This window comes from Lentzea sp. NPDC054927 (assembly GCF_053610285.1).
Window position 1 is genome coordinate 82,498 of record NZ_JBSGXZ010000001.1, and the last position, 16,416, is coordinate 98,913.

13 protein-coding genes are annotated in these 16,416 nt (G+C 69.9%); 9 read left to right on the plus strand and 4 right to left on the minus strand.

Annotated elements, in window-relative coordinates:
- Nucleotides 1-109: 109 nt before the first annotated feature.
- The gene (locus ACWGE0_RS00375) at nucleotides 110-2,845 is read right to left on the minus strand and encodes a BTAD domain-containing putative transcriptional regulator (RefSeq protein WP_452258705.1); all 2,736 of its coding nucleotides are present in this window, start codon (nucleotides 2,843-2,845) and stop codon (nucleotides 110-112) included.
- 164 nt (nucleotides 2,846-3,009) lie between these two features.
- On the opposite strand from ACWGE0_RS00375, the gene ACWGE0_RS00380 reads away from it, so the two are divergent.
- From ACWGE0_RS00380 to ACWGE0_RS00415, 8 genes are all read left to right on the plus strand, one after another.
- Complete coding sequence (locus tag ACWGE0_RS00380) at nucleotides 3,010-3,483, plus strand: peptidoglycan-binding domain-containing protein (RefSeq protein WP_452258706.1); 474 nt, start codon at nucleotides 3,010-3,012, stop codon at nucleotides 3,481-3,483.
- A gap of 124 nt (nucleotides 3,484-3,607) precedes the next feature.
- Complete coding sequence (locus tag ACWGE0_RS00385) at nucleotides 3,608-4,276, plus strand: GAP family protein (RefSeq protein ID WP_452258707.1); 669 nt, start codon at nucleotides 3,608-3,610, stop codon at nucleotides 4,274-4,276.
- Nucleotides 4,277-4,334: 58 nt separating this feature from the next.
- Entirely contained in the window at nucleotides 4,335-5,492 is a 1,158-nt protein-coding gene (locus ACWGE0_RS00390) for a PucR family transcriptional regulator (RefSeq protein WP_452258708.1), read from the plus strand.
- A gap of 143 nt (nucleotides 5,493-5,635) precedes the next feature.
- The gene (locus tag ACWGE0_RS00395) at nucleotides 5,636-6,229 is read left to right on the plus strand and encodes a DUF6801 domain-containing protein (RefSeq protein WP_452258709.1); all 594 of its coding nucleotides are present in this window, start codon (nucleotides 5,636-5,638) and stop codon (nucleotides 6,227-6,229) included.
- A 27-nt stretch (nucleotides 6,230-6,256) separates the two neighbouring features.
- Complete coding sequence (locus ACWGE0_RS00400) at nucleotides 6,257-7,147, plus strand: glutaminase (RefSeq protein WP_452258710.1); 891 nt, start codon at nucleotides 6,257-6,259, stop codon at nucleotides 7,145-7,147.
- A 19-nt stretch (nucleotides 7,148-7,166) separates the two neighbouring features.
- Nucleotides 7,167-8,492 carry a M20/M25/M40 family metallo-hydrolase gene (locus ACWGE0_RS00405; protein ID WP_452258711.1) on the plus strand — a complete coding sequence of 442 codons (1,326 nt, stop codon included), beginning with the start codon at nucleotides 7,167-7,169 and terminating at the stop codon, nucleotides 8,490-8,492.
- A gap of 10 nt (nucleotides 8,493-8,502) precedes the next feature.
- Nucleotides 8,503-9,288 (plus strand): SDR family oxidoreductase, encoded by a 786-nt coding sequence (locus tag ACWGE0_RS00410; protein WP_452258712.1) that lies wholly within the window; start codon nucleotides 8,503-8,505, stop codon nucleotides 9,286-9,288.
- Nucleotides 9,289-9,350: 62 nt separating this feature from the next.
- Nucleotides 9,351-10,184, plus strand: coding sequence for an alpha/beta fold hydrolase (locus ACWGE0_RS00415; protein ID WP_452258713.1), 834 nt, complete (start codon nucleotides 9,351-9,353; stop codon nucleotides 10,182-10,184).
- Between the two features lie 168 nt (nucleotides 10,185-10,352).
- On the opposite strand, the gene ACWGE0_RS00420 is transcribed toward ACWGE0_RS00415, so the two are convergent.
- From ACWGE0_RS00420 to ACWGE0_RS00430, 3 genes are all read right to left on the minus strand, one after another.
- Nucleotides 10,353-10,796 carry a hypothetical protein gene (locus ACWGE0_RS00420; RefSeq protein WP_452258714.1) on the minus strand — a complete coding sequence of 148 codons (444 nt, stop codon included), beginning with the start codon at nucleotides 10,794-10,796 and terminating at the stop codon, nucleotides 10,353-10,355.
- 186 nt (nucleotides 10,797-10,982) lie between these two features.
- Complete coding sequence (locus tag ACWGE0_RS00425) at nucleotides 10,983-14,624, minus strand: nSTAND1 domain-containing NTPase (protein WP_452258715.1); 3,642 nt, start codon at nucleotides 14,622-14,624, stop codon at nucleotides 10,983-10,985.
- A gap of 46 nt (nucleotides 14,625-14,670) precedes the next feature.
- The gene (locus tag ACWGE0_RS00430) at nucleotides 14,671-15,411 is read right to left on the minus strand and encodes an MmyB family transcriptional regulator (protein WP_452258716.1); all 741 of its coding nucleotides are present in this window, start codon (nucleotides 15,409-15,411) and stop codon (nucleotides 14,671-14,673) included.
- A gap of 69 nt (nucleotides 15,412-15,480) precedes the next feature.
- Between ACWGE0_RS00430 and ACWGE0_RS00435 the strand changes: the two genes are divergently transcribed.
- Nucleotides 15,481-16,416, plus strand: a complete 936-nt coding sequence (locus ACWGE0_RS00435; RefSeq protein ID WP_452258717.1) for an aldo/keto reductase — start codon at nucleotides 15,481-15,483, stop codon at nucleotides 16,414-16,416.

Below are 16,416 nucleotides of genomic sequence, written 5' to 3' on the forward strand. Positions count from 1 at the left end.
ATCCATGACCGCCATTTAAACGGGTCACAGGTGGTAGCGCCCCAGAATCTCAGTGATCTCCCCAGCACCGTTGAACGTCAGGCGCGGCGCGTACGGCGCCCTGCGTGCCTCAGCCGAGCTCGTCGAGTTGTCGTTGCACGCGCGCGGCGTCCTCGTCGCGGCCCTGGTCCCGGTACAGCTGCAACGCCTCGCGCCAGGCTGCGCGCGCCTGCTCGGGCCGGCCGAGCGCGGCGAGGGGATGGCCTATGCCGTCGAGGGAGTTCGCGACCTCGTAGGCGTCGCCGAGGGCGCGACGCAGGGCGAGGGCTTGGTGGTAGTCGTCGACGGACTGGTGGTGGTCGCCGGCGCGATGAGCGATGAACCCCAGGCTGTCGAGGGTGGCGGCCTCGCCGTCGGGGAAGTGGTGGTGTCGCTGCAGGACGAGGGCGTCGTGGCAGCACGCGCGAGCGGTGTCGAAGTCACCCAGGGCAGCGGCGTACCAACCCACCTGGTTGAGCGCATAGGCCTCCCACGACGGCTCGACGGCTGAGCGGTGCAGGTCCAGGGCCTGCCGGGCGTGGTGCAGAGCCCGCCGGTCGTCTCCCCGTTGTCCCCAGGCTGACGCGAGTGCCCGGTGGGTGTGTGCTTGTTCGGCGCGGTCGCGGTCGGACACGGCCAGTTTGAGGGCCTGGTCCAGGTGTCCGGTGGCTTCCTCGTGCAGACCCAGCCGGGAACAGGCGTTGCCGAGGCTTCGGTGGGCGCGGCTGCGGGCGGTGGGGTCGTCGGGCAGGTGGCCGAGCGCCGTCCGCCACACCGCGACCGCGTCGCGCCGGTGTCCGCGCCGGACGTGGAAGGTGTCCAGTGCCCAGGCGAGGTGCCACACCACGTGGCGGCGGCCGAGGGCCGCGGCGGCGCGCTGGGTCGCGAGGAGGGTGGCGTGCTCGGCGTCCAGCCAGGCCATCGCGGCCGCGGCGTCGGGCAGCGGTTGTGGCTGGACTCCGGGTGCCGGTGGATCGGGGTGGACGACGGGGCGGTGAAGGTTCAGGAGAAGGTCGGCGGCGTGGGCGGTGTGCAGGTGAAAGTCCATCACGCGTGTCAGAGCCGTCAGCCGCACGTCGCTGCACAGGTCGTGGGCGGTGGTGGCGGCGTAGGCGCGGACCAGGTCGTGCATCGCGTACCGGCCGTGCGGTCGTCGTTCCAGCAGGGACGCCTCTTCGAGCACCGACAGGGCGTTACGTGCGCGGTCCGCAGGTAGCCCGGTCAACGCCGCCACGGCGGGCAGGGTCGTGTCGGGGCCGGGGGTGATGCCGAGAAGTCCGAACACCGTGCGCTGCTCGTCGGTGAGCCGGCGCAGGGACCAGGACAGCACCGCGGGCAGGCTCGCGGCCGGGTCGGTGTCGTGGTCGAGCATCTTCAGGCCCAGTTCCCGCAGTTCGGCGGCGATCTCGGCCAAGGGGACGCCGGGGCGGTCGGCGTTGCGGGCGGTGACCGACAAGGCCAGCGGGTAGCCGCCGCACAGGTCCAGCAGCTCTTCGACGGCATCGGGCTCGGCGGCGACGCGGCCGGTGCCGAGGCGCGCGGTCAGCAGTGCGCGTGCCTCGGCCCAGGTGAGGGTGCCCAGGTTCAGATGCCGGGCGCCGTGCCGGTCGATCAGGGAAGCGGGCCGGTGGCGGCCGGTCACCAGCACGGTGCAGGTGGCGCCGCCTGGCAGCAGCGGAACCACCTGCTCGGAGCTGGCGGCGTTGTCCAGCACGATCAGCATTCGCCGGTCAGCCACGAGGCTGCGGTACAGCGCGGCTTTGGCGTCCACACCCGTGGGCATGCGGTCCGGCGACACCCCGAGGGCCGTGAGGAACCCGAACAGCGCGGCGTCGGGCGCGACCGGTTGTTCGGTGGGGTTGAAGCCGCGCAGGTCGGTGAACAGGTGCCCGTCGGGGTACAGGTCGGCGTGCTGGTGTGCCCACTGCAGCGCCAGCCAGGTCTTGCCGATCCCGCCCGCTCCGCCGATCGCCGAAATGACCACCGTCGTGGCGGCTGGTGTCAGCACCTCGTCCAGGCGGGCCAGTTCGGCGCCGCGGCCGGTGAACCACATCGGCAGCGCGGGCAACTGCCGAGGCACCGGCCGCGTCGGTCCCGCTGGTGTTTCGCCGGTGAGGATGCGCTGGTGGAGATGTTGCAAAGCGGCACAGGGGTCGGTGCCCAGCTCGTCGACCAGCCGGTCGCGCAGTTGCCGGTAGTGAGCCAGGGCGTCTGCCGTGCGTCCGGCACGGTGCAACGCCTCCATGAACTGGCCGGCCACACGTTCGTCCAACGGCCATTGGGCGGCGCGAGCGCTCAGCGCGGCCACGAGATCTTCACCCTCGCCCAGCCGCAGCAGAACGTCGGTCAGGTCGCACTCTGCGCTCAGGCGTTGCTGGTTCAGCCGGTCGCGTTCGGCCGCCGCCCACTCGCCCGTCACCCCGGTCAGCGGCTCGCCGTGCCACTGCTCCAGGGCCTGTTCCAGCAGTGCCGCGCGCTTCCTGTCGTCATCGCAGGACCGGGCCTGCCCGCACAGATCGGTGAAGCGGTGCAGGTCGATCGTCGAACGCTCGACCTCCAGGCAGTAACCCCCGGAGCGGCGGACGATCACCGAAATGCCGGCGTCGGCGAGCAGCAGGCGCAGGCGGGACAGGTAGTTGAGCAACGTCGCCCTGGCCCGCAGCGGCGGGTTCTCGCCCCACACCCGCTCCATCAGCCGGTCCGCCGAGACCACGTGGCCCGCGTCCACCGCCAGTGCGGCCAGGACACATCGCTGCCGCGCAGGTCCGAGGTCGAGCTCGCGGCCGCCGGTCAGCACCGCTGTTCCACCCAAAAGCAGAAATTCCATCCGGTGGTCCCCGAAGGTCACTGGTTTTGGTTCGTCCTACCAGTGCTGACCAGCGGATTGTTGAAGAACACTGAAGTTTCACGGAGATGGCCGCCCACTGTGGATCCCGCCGCAACAGACACCCGGACAGCGGGGTCACGGCGAACCACCGGAGGGGGATCTGCATGTTCGCAACACTCAAGAGGACCGGCCTGGCCCTGGTGCTGACTGCCGCGGCCGTGCTCACCGGAGCAACGGCCGCAGAAGCGGGGCCGGTGGCCGCCGCCGAGGTGGCGTGCGACAGCTACACCCACGTCGCCGTGCCCAGCGTCCGCGGGTGGTACCTGCACGTGCCGTCTCTCGGCTCGAACTCCGGGAACTACAACTGCGTCGTGGTCCGGGGGCACCGCGGCTTCCCGGTTCTGGTGCTGCAGGAGAGCCTGTTCGCGTGCTACGGCCAGTACGTCGGCCCCAACGGCCCGGACGGCGATTTCGGTGGCAACACCGAGCACGCGGTGAAGAACGCCCAGGCGAGGATCAACCAGCCCTCGGTGAGCAAGGACGGCCGGTTCGGCCCCAAGACCAGCCAGTACTTCCTCTTCCAGGCCTACGACCACAACAACGGCGGCCGGCACACCAGCGTGTGCTACCGCAGGTGATTCGCGGGCGCGTTGCGGTCGTGAGATCGACATCGTAGTATCACGACCGTACTAAAAACCTGGCGGCGAGCCGGGACGGCGGGGAGGCCGTCCGGTTCGCCGCCTTCGGCCGACGGGGGAACGAGTGACACTGGGGCTGGTCGCGGCGCTGGCGGGGTTGGCGTTGCTGGACTCGACGAGCATCGGGACGTTGTTCATCCCGATCTGGCTGATGCTCACGCCCGGACGGCTGCGGCTGTCGAGGTTCGGCGTCTACCTCGGCACGATCACGGTGTTCTACTTCGCGGTCGGCCTTCTGATCGTGCTCGGCGCCTCGCGGGTGATGGATCACCTCGACGGCCCGGTGGCGTTGTGGACCCAGCTGGTGATCGGCGTGTTCCTGTTCGTCATCAGTTTCCGGTTCGACAGCAAGAAGAAGCCGAACACCGGCAAGTGGCAGAACCGGATCAACGCCAACGGGTCGGTCGCCGCGCTGGCGGGCGTCGCGGTGCTCGCGGGCGTGGTCGAGCTCGCCACGATGCTGCCGTACCTGGGCGCGATCGGGATGATGAGCGCCGCGGACCTCGGTCCGGCCCAGATCGCGCTGCTGCTGGCCGGGTACTGCCTGGTCATGATCGTGCCGGCGGTGCTGCTGCTCGGCGGGCGGCTGGCGTTGCGCAGCCGGATCGAACCGTTCCTGCGCCGGATCAGCACGTGGTTCGCGGAGAAGGGCGCCAGCACAACAGGCTGGATTCTCGGCATCGCAGGGTTCCTGGTGGCACGGGATGCCATCGCTCGGCTGTTCTTCCTGTGAACCATTTGGTCCAGTTGGCTGAACGACCGGGTTTCGTTTTTCTCCTACACTCGCGTGGATGACTCAGCTGGACGATCCCCGCAGATCGGTCCCGCGGGAGCTGGCGCCGTTGCTCCGAATGGAAGTGGCGCCGGTGGCGGTCAGCATTTTCGAGGCGATCGAGAAATCGATTCCGGAATACAGCCAGTTCAGGGACAACGTCGTCGATGGCATTCGACAGGCGTTGGTGAAGTTCGTCGACATGATCGCCGCACCGGATTCCGAACCGGATCCGCACGACGACATCCACCGCAAGCTCGGCGCCTGGGAGTTCAAGTCCGGCCGCAGCCTGGACAGCCTGCAGGCGGCCTACCGGATCGGCGCGCGGGTCGCCTGGCGGCACGTCTGCGGGTTCGCTGAACAGCGGGAACTGTCGTTGCGGCAGATGTCGGTGCTGGGCGAGGCGATGATCGCCCACGTCGACGAGCTGGTGAGCCTGTCGGTCGAGGGGTACGCGGCCGCGCAGGCGAGTGCGGCGGGCACGCTCGAACGCAAGCGGCGCAGGCTGATGGAACTGCTGGTCGGCGATCCGGCGAGCAACTGGCAGGCAGTGCTCGACGCGGCGCAGGCGGCGGCGTGGCCGATGCCGGACCGGCTCTCGGCGGTGGCTCTCGAGCCGTCCGCCGCACCGGCCGACGACCTGCCGGCCGAGGTGCTGGTCAACTTCGAGGACGCCACGCCGTACCTGCTGGTGCCGAACCCGGCGGCGGTGTCGCGCTGGCTGCGCAGGGCGTTGCCCGGCTGGCGGGCGGCGGTCGGGCTGCCGGTGGCGCCCGCGGAGGCGCGCGGGTCGCTGGCCTGCGCTCGTCGCGTCCTGGCGCTGAGCAGGGAGAAGGTGCTGCCGGACCGTCCGGTGCTCGACTGCGCAGACCACCTCGTCGAACTGACCGTGCTCGCGGACGAGTTCCTGGCCAGGCAGCTGGCCGAACGGGCGCTCGCGCCGCTGGCCCCGCTGACCGACCGGCAGCGCACGAAGCTCGCCGAGACGTTGCTGGTGTGGCTGTCGGCACGGGGCGGCGCACCCGAGGTCGCCGCGCGGCTGCAAGTGCATCCGCAGACCGTGCGCTACCGGGTGAACCAATTGGACGAACTGTTCGGCGACCGAATGCACGACGCGGGAGAGCGGTTCACCCTGGAGCTGGCACTGCGCGCGCACTATTTGTTGCAGCGCGACTGATAAATCGCGCGAAGTCATTTCGTACGCAGGTGACAAAAGTGCGTTTTTTCTTGCACTGCGGAATCCCGGGTGGTTACTTTACTGACGAGTAAAGCAACACCGCCTTCTTGCAGTTCAATGTCGTACTCAGGAGGTCCCTGCAGATGAAGACCGGACTATTCGCACGCGCCGCCGCCTGCGTTCTGGTGGCCGGAGCGCTGAGCGTGGCGACGGCCGGCACGAGCTCCGCCGCGACCGCCGAGCTGAGCATCACCTACTCGTGCGTGTTCTCGATCGCCGGCACGCACGACATGCCGTCCACGGTCACCTCGAACGACGTGCCGGACTCCGCGACCGTCGGCGTGCCGACCGCGCCGTCCACGACGTCGGTGGTCACCACCGTTTCGGACGACGTCCGGAACACCCTGTGGTGGATCGGCGGCCGGTCTGTCGACGGCACGCTGACCACCAACGTGACGGTGGACAACGCGGGCTCCGTGCAGAACCTGACGTCGACGTCGACGATCCCGAACACGGCGGTTCCGTCGTCGGGTTCGTTCCAGGTGACGGCCACGGGCACGTTCCCGGCGCTGACGCTGGCCAACGCCGGCACGGCCACGATCTCACTGGGCAACGCGGCTCTCGCGCTGACGCCGCGCTACGCGAACGGTGACCCGACGTGGATCGGCGTCGTGAACGTTCCCTGCACGGTCAAGGCGGGACAGCCCACCAAGTTCCACGAGTTCCCGGTGGCGTAGTGCCGGTCCCGTGATGGGATTGGCGGTATGGAGCTCCAGGATCTGGTCGACCGCATCGCCACCGAGGTCATCCCGGGTGGTGAGGTAGCCGACTACATCCCGGCGCTCGCCAGGATCGACCCGCACGCCTTCGGCCTCGCCGTCGCCACACTGGACGGCGAGGTCTTCGGCGCCGGGGACTACCGGACCCCGTTCTCCATCCAGAGCATCTCCAAGGCGTTCATGCTCGCTCTGGCGCTCTCCCAGGACGACGACGTGTGGTCGCGCGTGGGCCGTGAACCGTCCGGCTCGCCGTTCAACTCGCTGGTCCAGCTGGAGACCGAGCAGGGCATCCCGCGCAACCCGTTCATCAACGCCGGCGCGCTCGTGGTCACCGACCACCTCGGGCTCGGCGCCGCCGACCGGTTGCTCGGCTTCCTGCGGCAGGAGAGCGGCAACTCCGCGATCGACGTCGATCCCGAGGTCGCGAAGTCCGAGCTGGACCACTCCGACCGCAACCGCGCGCTCGCGCACTTCATGGGCTCGTACGGCAACATGCGCAACTCCGTCGACGTCGTGCTGCACGAATACGTACGGCAGTGCTCGATCGCGATGAGCTGCGCGGATCTTGCTAAAGCCACGTTGTTCCTCGCACGGCACGGTGTCCGCAACGACGGCACACGGCTGTTGGGCGTGAGCGGCGCCAAGCGGGTCAACGCCGTGATGCTCACCTGCGGCACCTACGACGCCGCCGGCCAGTTCGCCTACCGGGTCGGCCTGCCCGGCAAGAGCGGCGTCGGCGGCGGGATCATCGCCGTGGTCCCCGGGAAATGCGCGATCTGCGTCTGGAGTCCAGCATTGGACGCGCGCGGCAACTCCGTCGCGGGCCTGGACGCCTTGGACCGATTCACCACTCTCACGGGCTGGTCGGTGTTCTGACAGGTGGTAGGAAGACGGGGTGAGCACAACGGGGAACGCACTTGCACTGGCAGAAGACGAGGCTGTGACGCTGGTCAGCGAGCTGATCAGGATCGACACCACCAACACGGGTGATCCCGCCACGGTGGTGGGGGAGCGTGAAGCCGCCGAGTGGGTGGCCGAGAAGCTGTCCGAGGTCGGCTACGAGACCACCTACGTCGAGTCCGGGGCCAAGGGCCGCGGCAACGTGGTCGCGCGCCTGGCCGGCGCGGATCCCAGTCGTGGCGCGCTGCTGGTGCACGGTCACCTCGACGTCGTGCCCGCGGACGCCTCGGAGTGGTCCGTGCACCCGTTCTCCGGTGCCGTGCAGGACGGTTACGTGTGGGGGCGCGGCGCTGTCGACATGAAGGACATGGTCGGCATGACGCTGGCCCTGGCGCGGCACTTCAAGCGCAACAACATCGTGCCGCCGCGCGACATCGTGTTCGCGTTCCTCGCCGACGAGGAGGCCGGCGGGCTGTTCGGCGCGAAGTGGCTGGTGGAGAACCGGCCTGAGCTGTTCGAGGGCGTCACCGAGGCGATCAGCGAGGTCGGCGGGTTCTCGATCACGCTGAAGGACGACGTCCGCGCGTACCTGGTCGAGACCGCCGAGAAGGGCATCCGCTGGCTCAAGCTGCGGGTCAAGGGCACCGCGGGGCACGGCAGCATGATCCACCGCGACAACGCGGTCGCGAAGCTCGCCGCCGCCGTCACGAAGCTCGACCAGCACAAGTGGCCTTTGATCGTGCGTCCGTCGGTGCGGGAGTTCCTGGACGGGGTCAGCGAGATCACCGGCCTCGACTTCCCCGAGGACGACCTCGAGGGCTCGATCGGCAAGCTCGGCGCGCTGTCGCGGATGATCGGCGCGACGCTGCGCGACACGGCGAACCCGACCATGTTGTCCGCCGGGTACAAGGCGAACGTGATCCCGTCGACCGCCGAGGCCACTGTGGACTGCCGGATCCTGCCGGGCCGCGAGGAGGCGTTCGACCGCGAGCTCGCCGAGCTGCTCGGGCCGGACGTGGAACGCGAGTGGGTCGGCCTGCCGCCGGTGGAGACGACGTTCGACGGCGCGCTGGTGGACGCGATGACGGCGTCGCTGATCGCCGAGGACCCCGGCGCTCGCGTGCTGCCGTACATGCTGTCCGGTGGCACGGACGCCAAGTCGTTCCAGCAGCTCGGCATCCGCAACTTCGGTTTCTCACCGCTGAAGCTGCCGGCCGACCTCGACTTCTCCGGGCTCTTCCACGGCGTGGACGAGCGCGTGCCGGTGGAGGCGCTGAAGTTCGGTGTGCGCGTTCTGGACCGTTTCCTGCGCAACAGCTGAGGAGAGTCTCGTGTCCACTGTGGACCTGACCGGTCAGGTAGCGCTCGTCACCGGTGGCGCGGGAGGTATCGGCGCGGCCGTGGTGCGCAGGCTCGCGAAGCTCGGTGCACGGGTGGCGGTGCTCGACCTGAACGCCGCCGGTGCGCAACGGATCGCGTCCGCGGTGGGCGGGATCGCCATCACCGGCGACGCCTCCGATCCCGAGACGATGCCCGCGGTGGTCGAGCAGGTGGAGAAGGAGTTCGGGCGGGTCGACGTCGTGCACCTGAACGCCGGGATCGGTGGCGGTCAGGCCGGGGTGGACGACGCGCTGGACGTCGCCCGGTACCGGAAGCTGGTCGGGGTCAACGTCGACCACGTCGTCTACGGGCTCTGCGCCGCGGTGCCGGCGTTGCGGCGGCAGGGTGGCGGGAAGATCGTGATCACCGCCTCGCTGGCCGGGCTGGCGGCCATGCCCGCGGATCCGTTGTACACGCTGACCAAGCACGCGGTCGTCGGGTATGCGCGGGCGGCGGGGAGAGCGTTGGCCGCCGACGGGATCGTGGTGGCCGCGCTGTGTCCCGGGTTCGTGGACACGCTGCTGCTCGGCGCGGCGAAGGAGGAGTTCGACTCGATGGAGTTCCCGTTGCTGACGCCGTCGGACATCGCCGACGCCCTGCAGTCGGTGCTGGAGCGAGGCGAGCCGGGGGAGGCCTGGATCATCCAGCCGGGCGGGCAGGCGTCGGCGTACAAGTTCCGCGGTGTGCCAGGGGTTGGCGGCCACGTGCCACCCGATGTGGTGCTCGGCCGCGTTTAGATCGTGTCCTTTCGCCGTGTTGTCTCGTTAGGACGAACAGACGACACGGCGAAAGGAAACCCATGGTGCGGCTGGAGGACGGGACCGAGCTCAACGTGGTGCGCGCGGGTGACCCCGAGGCGCCGGTGACGGTCGTGCTGGCACACGGCTACTCGCTCGACCACCGCAGCTGGCACAAGGTCGCCGAGCTGCTCTCCACGGAGTTCCAGGTCATCTCCTACGACCACCGCGGGCACGGCAAGTCCGGGCCGGCGACCAAGGAGACCGCGACGATCGACCAGCTGGGCGAGGACCTGGGGGAGTTGATCGAACGGGCCGTGCCTGCTGGTCAGGTCGTGGTGGTCGGGCATTCGATGGGTGGCATGGCGGCGCTGGCGATGGCCGAGCGCAGGCCGCGGCTGTTCCGGCAGCGGGTGCTGGGCAACGTGTTCGTGTCGACGGCGGCGAGCGGGATGAGCGAGACCTCGCTGGCGTGGCCGAAGGCGGTCGGGAAGCTGGTGCGGGAGCTGGAACGGGCGTTCGGGCCGATCGTGCGGGCGGTGCGGGAGAAGATCGAGCCGACCAAGACCGCGGGGCTGCGGTGGTGGCTGTTCGGCGACCAGCCCGACGACCAGGACGTGGAGCTGACCGCGGACATGGTGTGGGGGCACTGGCCGGAGACGGTCGCGCTGTTCCGGCCCGCGGTGGACCGGTACGACCGGGAGGCCGGGCTGACCGTGGCCAAGGAGAAGGCCGTGGTCGCCGTGATCGGTGACGAGGACCGGCTGGTGCCGGAAACCGACGCGGTGAAGTTCGGCGGCACTTCGGTCATCTTGGCCGATGCCGGACACATGCTTCCCCTGGAACGGCCGTCGGAGCTCGCGAACCTGATCCGCGAGGTGGCCGCCAAGGCATAGCTGAGGGCTGGTGCTGAGGTACCTGGAGCCGCGGACGTGCCCGCGGAGAACGACCCGCCGTCGGTGTGCCGTGGACGAACTCGCTGGCGCACGCGGTCGTGTTACCGCGTCGGGCCGGCCAGCAGGCCGACCCGACGTCGTGGTTCCACCGGTAGCGCCAGAAGGATCTCAGCGACCTGCCGGGCTCGACCGGCGTCTTCCCGGCGGACGGCCGAAGAGCCGCACGTGCTCGTCGACCAGCCAGTCCTTCAGCGGCGCCCACTCCGGATGGTGGTTGAGCACCAGCAGGCGGTGCATCCACCAGTTCGGGTCGTCGTGACGGGGGAACGCCGCCAGCCACGCGGCGCGCTCGTCGGCCGACAGGCCCCACAGGTGGGCGAGCTGGCCCTGGGCATCTGTGTCGAGCTGGGCGGTGATCTGACCGCCCGCGGTGTGCCATTCCGCGCGGAGTTCACGCAGCACGGCCATGGCGCGTTCGTCGCCTTCGTCTGCGGAGACGACAACTGTGTGCAGGCCCTGCGCCGCGGCTTCGGCGAGCAGGGCACGGGTGGACGTTTCGTCGTGCGGCAGTGCGCTGTGCGCGACCCCGACTTCGTGCGGCACGAGCTCCATGACAACGAATCTGATCACATCTGCAACCAGTTCGGTGCATTTTATTGCTTCAGTGTTGGCTGAAACACACCGTTCCCCGGTTGCCCGTCGCAGTTGCACGAACGTTGTTGTACGACGCCGGGACATCGACACCGCACAACGTTTTCGCACTACAAAGGGCGTTGAGAGGGCAGGTGAGGGTGTTGTTCAGCAAAGAGGCCTCGGGTCGACGCCGGGGAAGTAGTGCTCCCAGTGCCGAGTGGACAGGTGCGCCGTCGTAGTAGCGCACACGCGGGTCGCGGTCGCCTCGACGTCGATGTCCCAGATGCGGACCGTGCGGTCCGTTCCGGTGGTCGCGAGGGTGCGGTTGTCCGGCGCGAAGGCCACGCCCCACACCCGTTCCGTGTGACCGTGCAGCACTGCCCGCACCTGGGGGTTGCGGGGATCGCGCACGTCCCACACGCGAACGGCGTCGTCGGTCGTCCCGGCGGCGATGTGGGTGCCGTCGGGGGAGAAGGCGAGGCGCTGCAGCGGTCCGCCGTCGTTCGGCAGGGTGCCGAGCTTGCGCGGCTGTGCGGGATCACTGATGTCGTACAGCGCGCCGCTGCTGCCCATGTTCGCGAACGCCATGACGTCGCCGTGGATGACGACGGTCATGACCTCCTCCCGGCCGGCCTGCCCGCCGCGGCGGATGGGGTCGGGGTTGTCGTCGGTACGCAACGCGGGGTGGGCGCGCGGCTTGGCGGGGTCGCTGACGTCCCACAGCTGGAGCTCGCGGCTGCCGTTGGCGACGACGAGCGTGTGGTCGTCCTGGGAGAACTCGATCTGCCACACGGTGTCGGCCTTGCGGACGGCGAAGCTGCCGGTCTGCACCGGCTTGGCGGGGTCGGTGACGTTCCAGAGCCCGATCAGGCCGTTGTCCTCGGAGACGGCGAGCGTCCTGCCGTCGTGGCTGAAGGTCGCGGCGACGAGCGGTGCCGTTCCGGTGATCGCCCTGCTGAGCTCGCGCGGCTCGGCGGGGTCGCGGACGTCCCACAGGACGCTCGCGGAGTAGGTCGAGGCGAACAGGAGGTTCCCGTCGGGGCTGATGTCGACGGTGGCCGCCTCTTCGCCGGGGGCGAGCTTCGGCAGGGTGGAGATCTCCTGGGCGTGCCGGTCCTCCGGTCGCCACAGCTTGACGGTGCCGTCGGAGGAGGCGGTGGCGAAGAACTTGCCGCCCCTGTCGTAGTCGAGCTTCCACGTCGTCCAGCGGTGACGCGGGTAGTTGAGGTTGGCGACGTCGAGCACGCGGACCTCGGCGTCGGTGGTGGCGGTGACCATCTGCCGGGAGTCGGGGCTGAACGCGACGGACCAGACGGAGTCGGTGTGGCCGGCCAGACCCGCGGCCAGCTGGATGTTGCGCGGGTCGGTGATGTCCCAGATCCGGGTGCTCTTGTCGCCGCCGCCGGTGGCGAGGAACCTGCCGTCGGGGGAGAAGGCGAGCGCGTGGACCGAGGAGTCGTGCCCGCTGGCCGTGCCGAGCAGTGCGGGGTTGCGCGGGTCCCTGACGTCCCACAGCCGCACGCCCTCGTTCTCGGCGCCGGTGGCGAGCATGCCGCCGTCGGGGGAGAACGCGACGGCGTCCGAGGAGAAGTTGGTGAAGGAGAGGACGATCGTGGCGAGGTGGTCGCCGGTCGCGAGGTCCCAGATCTTGGCGGTGCCGTCCCAGGACGAGGACGCGATGGTGGTGCCGGCCTTGTTGAGCGCGACGGAGTGCACGAGTTTGTCGTGGGCCTGGATGGTGCGCACGAGGGTGGCGGGACCGGAGATGTCCCAGACTCGGATGGTCTTGTCCTCGCCGCTGCTGACGAGCGTGCGGCCGTCCGGGGTGAACTGGACCGCCTGGACCTGGCCGCTGTGGCCGCTGATGCGGGCCTTCTCGACGGGTTTGCGCGGATCCGTGAGGTCGTAGAGGCGGATGAGGCCGTCCCAACCGGCGGTGGCGAGGGTGCGGCTGTCCGGGCTGAACGCCATGTGGTGGATGGCGTCGTCACCGGCGGGTACGCGGCCGAGCTCGGCGGGGTGGTAGCGGTCGGCGACGTCCCAGATGATCAGCATCTTGTCGTCGGCGGCCGTGGCCATGAGCTTGCCGTCCGGGCTGAACAGTGCGAACGAGGTCGCGTCCGTGTGGCCCCTGGCCACGGTGACCTGGGGCTTGGTGAACGTGCTGAGCAGGCTGTCGCGGGCGGCCGGCAACCCGGTCAGGCGGTAGGCGGCCAGCCGGAGCTGGCTGGCGAGGCCGGGATCGCGGTCCTGCAGGCCGTTGGCCTCGGCGATGGCTTTCTGGGCGAGCGCGTTGGTGCGCTGTTCGGTGGTCTGCCGTTGCGCGCGTACGGCGAACACGGTCGCGGTGGTGGCCACGAGCAGCAGTACGGCGAGCAACGCGACCACACGGCGCAAGTTGGTGGTGCGCTGCTTTTCGGTGGCCAGCTCGTGTTGGGCGGCGGCTTTGCTGGCGTCGAGGAACGCCTGCTCCTCGGCGTTGAGGGCGCCGGGGTCGCGGTTGGCCCAGTCGGTGGCCTGGGTGAGCGGGACACCGCGGTAGACCGAGCCGGGGTCGCGGTCGTGCGCCTCCCAGTACGCGGCGGCCGCGGTGAGGCGGCGGTGCACGCGCAGGTCGTCCCGCGCTTCGGCGAGCCAGTCCTTGAGCCGCGGCCAGCTGCGGATGACGGCTTCGTGGCTGATCTCGACGCTGTCGTCGTCGACGGTGAGGATGCGGGCGTTCGCGAGGTGTTCGACGACCTCGTCCGCCGCGAGCTCGGACCGCTTGACGCGGCGTTTGGTGTCCTCTGTGGTCTGTCCCGGGGTGACCAGGCGCAGGAACACCTGGCGCGCTTGGGTTTGCTGCTGTTCGTCGAGGCCGGTGAAGGCGTTCTCGGCGGTGGTGGCGATGGCGCGGGCGATGCCGCCGCTCTCGTGGTAGCTGGTGAGCGTGAGGGTGTTGCCGCGCTTGCGCTGCCACGTCTCGAGCAGCGCGTGGCTGACGTGGGGGAGTACGCCCGGTTCGCCGGTGGCGTCGGCGATGAGGCGGGCGACGAGTCCGGTCTCGAGTGCGCAGCCGACCTCGACCGCGGGCTGGGTGATGGCCTTGCGCAGTTCGTCGGTGGTCATCGGGCCGACCACGACCTGGGCGTCCTCGACGGCGTCGACGAGGTCGGGGTAGCGGGCGCAGTGGCCGTAGAAGTCGGCGCGCAGGCCGATGACGGTCTGATGGCGCCGCTGCGTCAGGGCCGCGATGAACTCGTCGCGGTGGGGGAGCGTGAAGATCTCCTCGAACTGGTCGATGACCAGCAGCTTCTCGGTCTGGGGGAGGGTGTCGTGGGTGCTCGGGGTGATCAGCTCGCCGCTGCTGCGGGCCAGCAGACCGGCTCGCAGCAGCGAGGACTTGCCTGATCCGGACGCGCCGACGACCAGCACGGTGTCGTGGTGTTCCAGCTTGCCCAGGAGCTTGCCGACGAGCCGTTCGCGGCCGAAGAAGCGGTCGGCGTCCTGCTCGGTGAACGCCTTGAGGCCGACGTAGGGGGAGTCCGCGGCGGGTTCGTCCGCGTCCTGCTCGCCGATCTCACGCCAGCGTCGTTCCCAGGTCTCCTCGTCGCCGCCGCAGGCCCGGACGAACGCGAGGGTGACGGCCAGGCTCGGGAGCTTCTGGCCGCGGGCGGCGTCGGCGAGGGTGCTGGCGGAGTAGTGGCTGAGCCTGCCGAGTTCGCGGTAGCCGGGGGAGCCGGCCTTCTCGCGGAGCTTGCGCAGGTCGAAGGCGAACTGTTCCACGGGCCCGGCGAACGGGTCGAGCGGTCGTTCCGGGCGAGGCATGACGGCGATTCTTCCATCCGGCTTCGGATCGTCATGCTCTATAGCTTCAGTGTTGACTGAAGTAAGCCATCAACCGGTGTTCGGCTTCTCCTGCCAGGTACAGCGTCTCGAACACCAGGAGGTGGGAGCCCCAGCGCTCGGTGCCCCAGCGCTCGGTGCCGGTGGTGGGCGGGAGCGAGGCGGCGGAGTTGTACCGGTCGGCGAAGGCGGCGCCGGCGGTGATGGAGAGTTCGAACGCGAGTGCCGCCGCGGCGTGGTCGCCGAGATCCGCGGCCGCGCGGAGGGCGGCGGCGCGGTCGTCCGCGATCTGCTCCCAGTCGGGGTAGTGGGCCTTGGCGTCCTGGCTGAAGGCGAAACGGACGAGGTTGGGTTCGTCGCCGAGGCCGGAGATCTCGCGGAACCGCTCGGTGCACGCCAGGACGTCGCCCGCGGGGCTGAGCACGCAGGCGGCGTTCGGTTCGAGTGCTTCGAGTGTCCTGAGGACGGTCGGCCGCAGTTGTGGGGGACCGGGTGGCGCGCAGGTGCTGTCTGCCTTGATCAGGCGGTACAGGTGGACGCGTTCGTCGGTGGTCAGCGCGAGCGCGTCGGCGAGGGAGGTGAGGACCTGGCCGGAGGGGGAGCGGTCGGTGCCGCGTTCGAGACGGGTGAGGTACTCGACGCTGATGCCCGCGCGATCGGCGAGCTCGCCTCGCCGTAGACCTGGGGTGCGGCGGCGTTGCGTGTCTTCCGGTGGGGTGGTGGCTTCGCGGCGGGCGCGCACGAACCGGCCCAGTGCGTTGTCGGCCATGTCCGCCGAGTTTAGAGGGGCCCTGAGCGGGACTCCCTCCGTTCCGGCTCGGCCGTGATGCTGTGGATCATGCGATATCGGTTGTTCGGGCGGACAGGTCTGCGGGTCTCGGAGTTGTTGCTGGGCACCATGACGTTGCGCTCGGAGGAGGAGGCGCGGCGGGTGATCGACGTGTACGCCGATGCCGGTGGGAACTTCCTGGACACGGCTTCGGCGTACGGGGAGAGCGAGGAGGTGCTCGGCGCGGTGTTGCAGCGGCGGGACCGGTTCGTGGTGGCGACGAAGTACACGTTGTCGCGGGACGTGCGGGATGCGAACGCGGGCGGGAACCACCGCAAGAACCTGGTGCTGTCGCTGGAGCAGTCGTTGCGGCGGTTGCGCACGGACTACGTGGACGTGCTGTGGGTGCATCTGTGGGATCGCCACACGCCGGTCGAGGAGACGATGCGGGCGCTGGACGACGTGGTGCGGGCGGGGAAGGTGCTCTACGTCGGGGTGTCGGACGCGCCGGCGTGGTTCGTGGCGCGGGCGAACACGCTGGCGGAGTGGCGAGGGTGGACGGCGTTCGCGGGGTTGCAGGTGCCGTACAACCTGCTGCTGCGCGACGTGGAGCGGGAGTTGCTGCCGATGGCCTCGGCGTTGGGGATGAGCGTGGCGGCGTGGGCGCCGTTGGCCGCGGGCAAGCTCTCCGGTGGCACGCAGCGGGCAGGCCGGCTGACCGAGCGGGAAGAGAGCGCGGCGTCGGCCGTGCGGGCGGTCGCGGGGGAGTTGGGCGCGACGCCGGCTCAGGTGGCGCTGGCGTGGGTGCGGTCGTCCGGTGTGCTGCCGCTGGTGGGCGCGCGGACGCCAGAACAGGTCGCGGACTGCCTGGGCGAGGTGGTGCTGCCGCCGGAAGCGGTCGCGCGCCTGGAGGCGTCGGCCCCTCATCAGCGGGGCTTTCCGGCGGACTTCATCGCGGAGTGCGAGGCGAGTCCGTTCGCGTTCGGTGAGGCTGTGGTCAGCTGA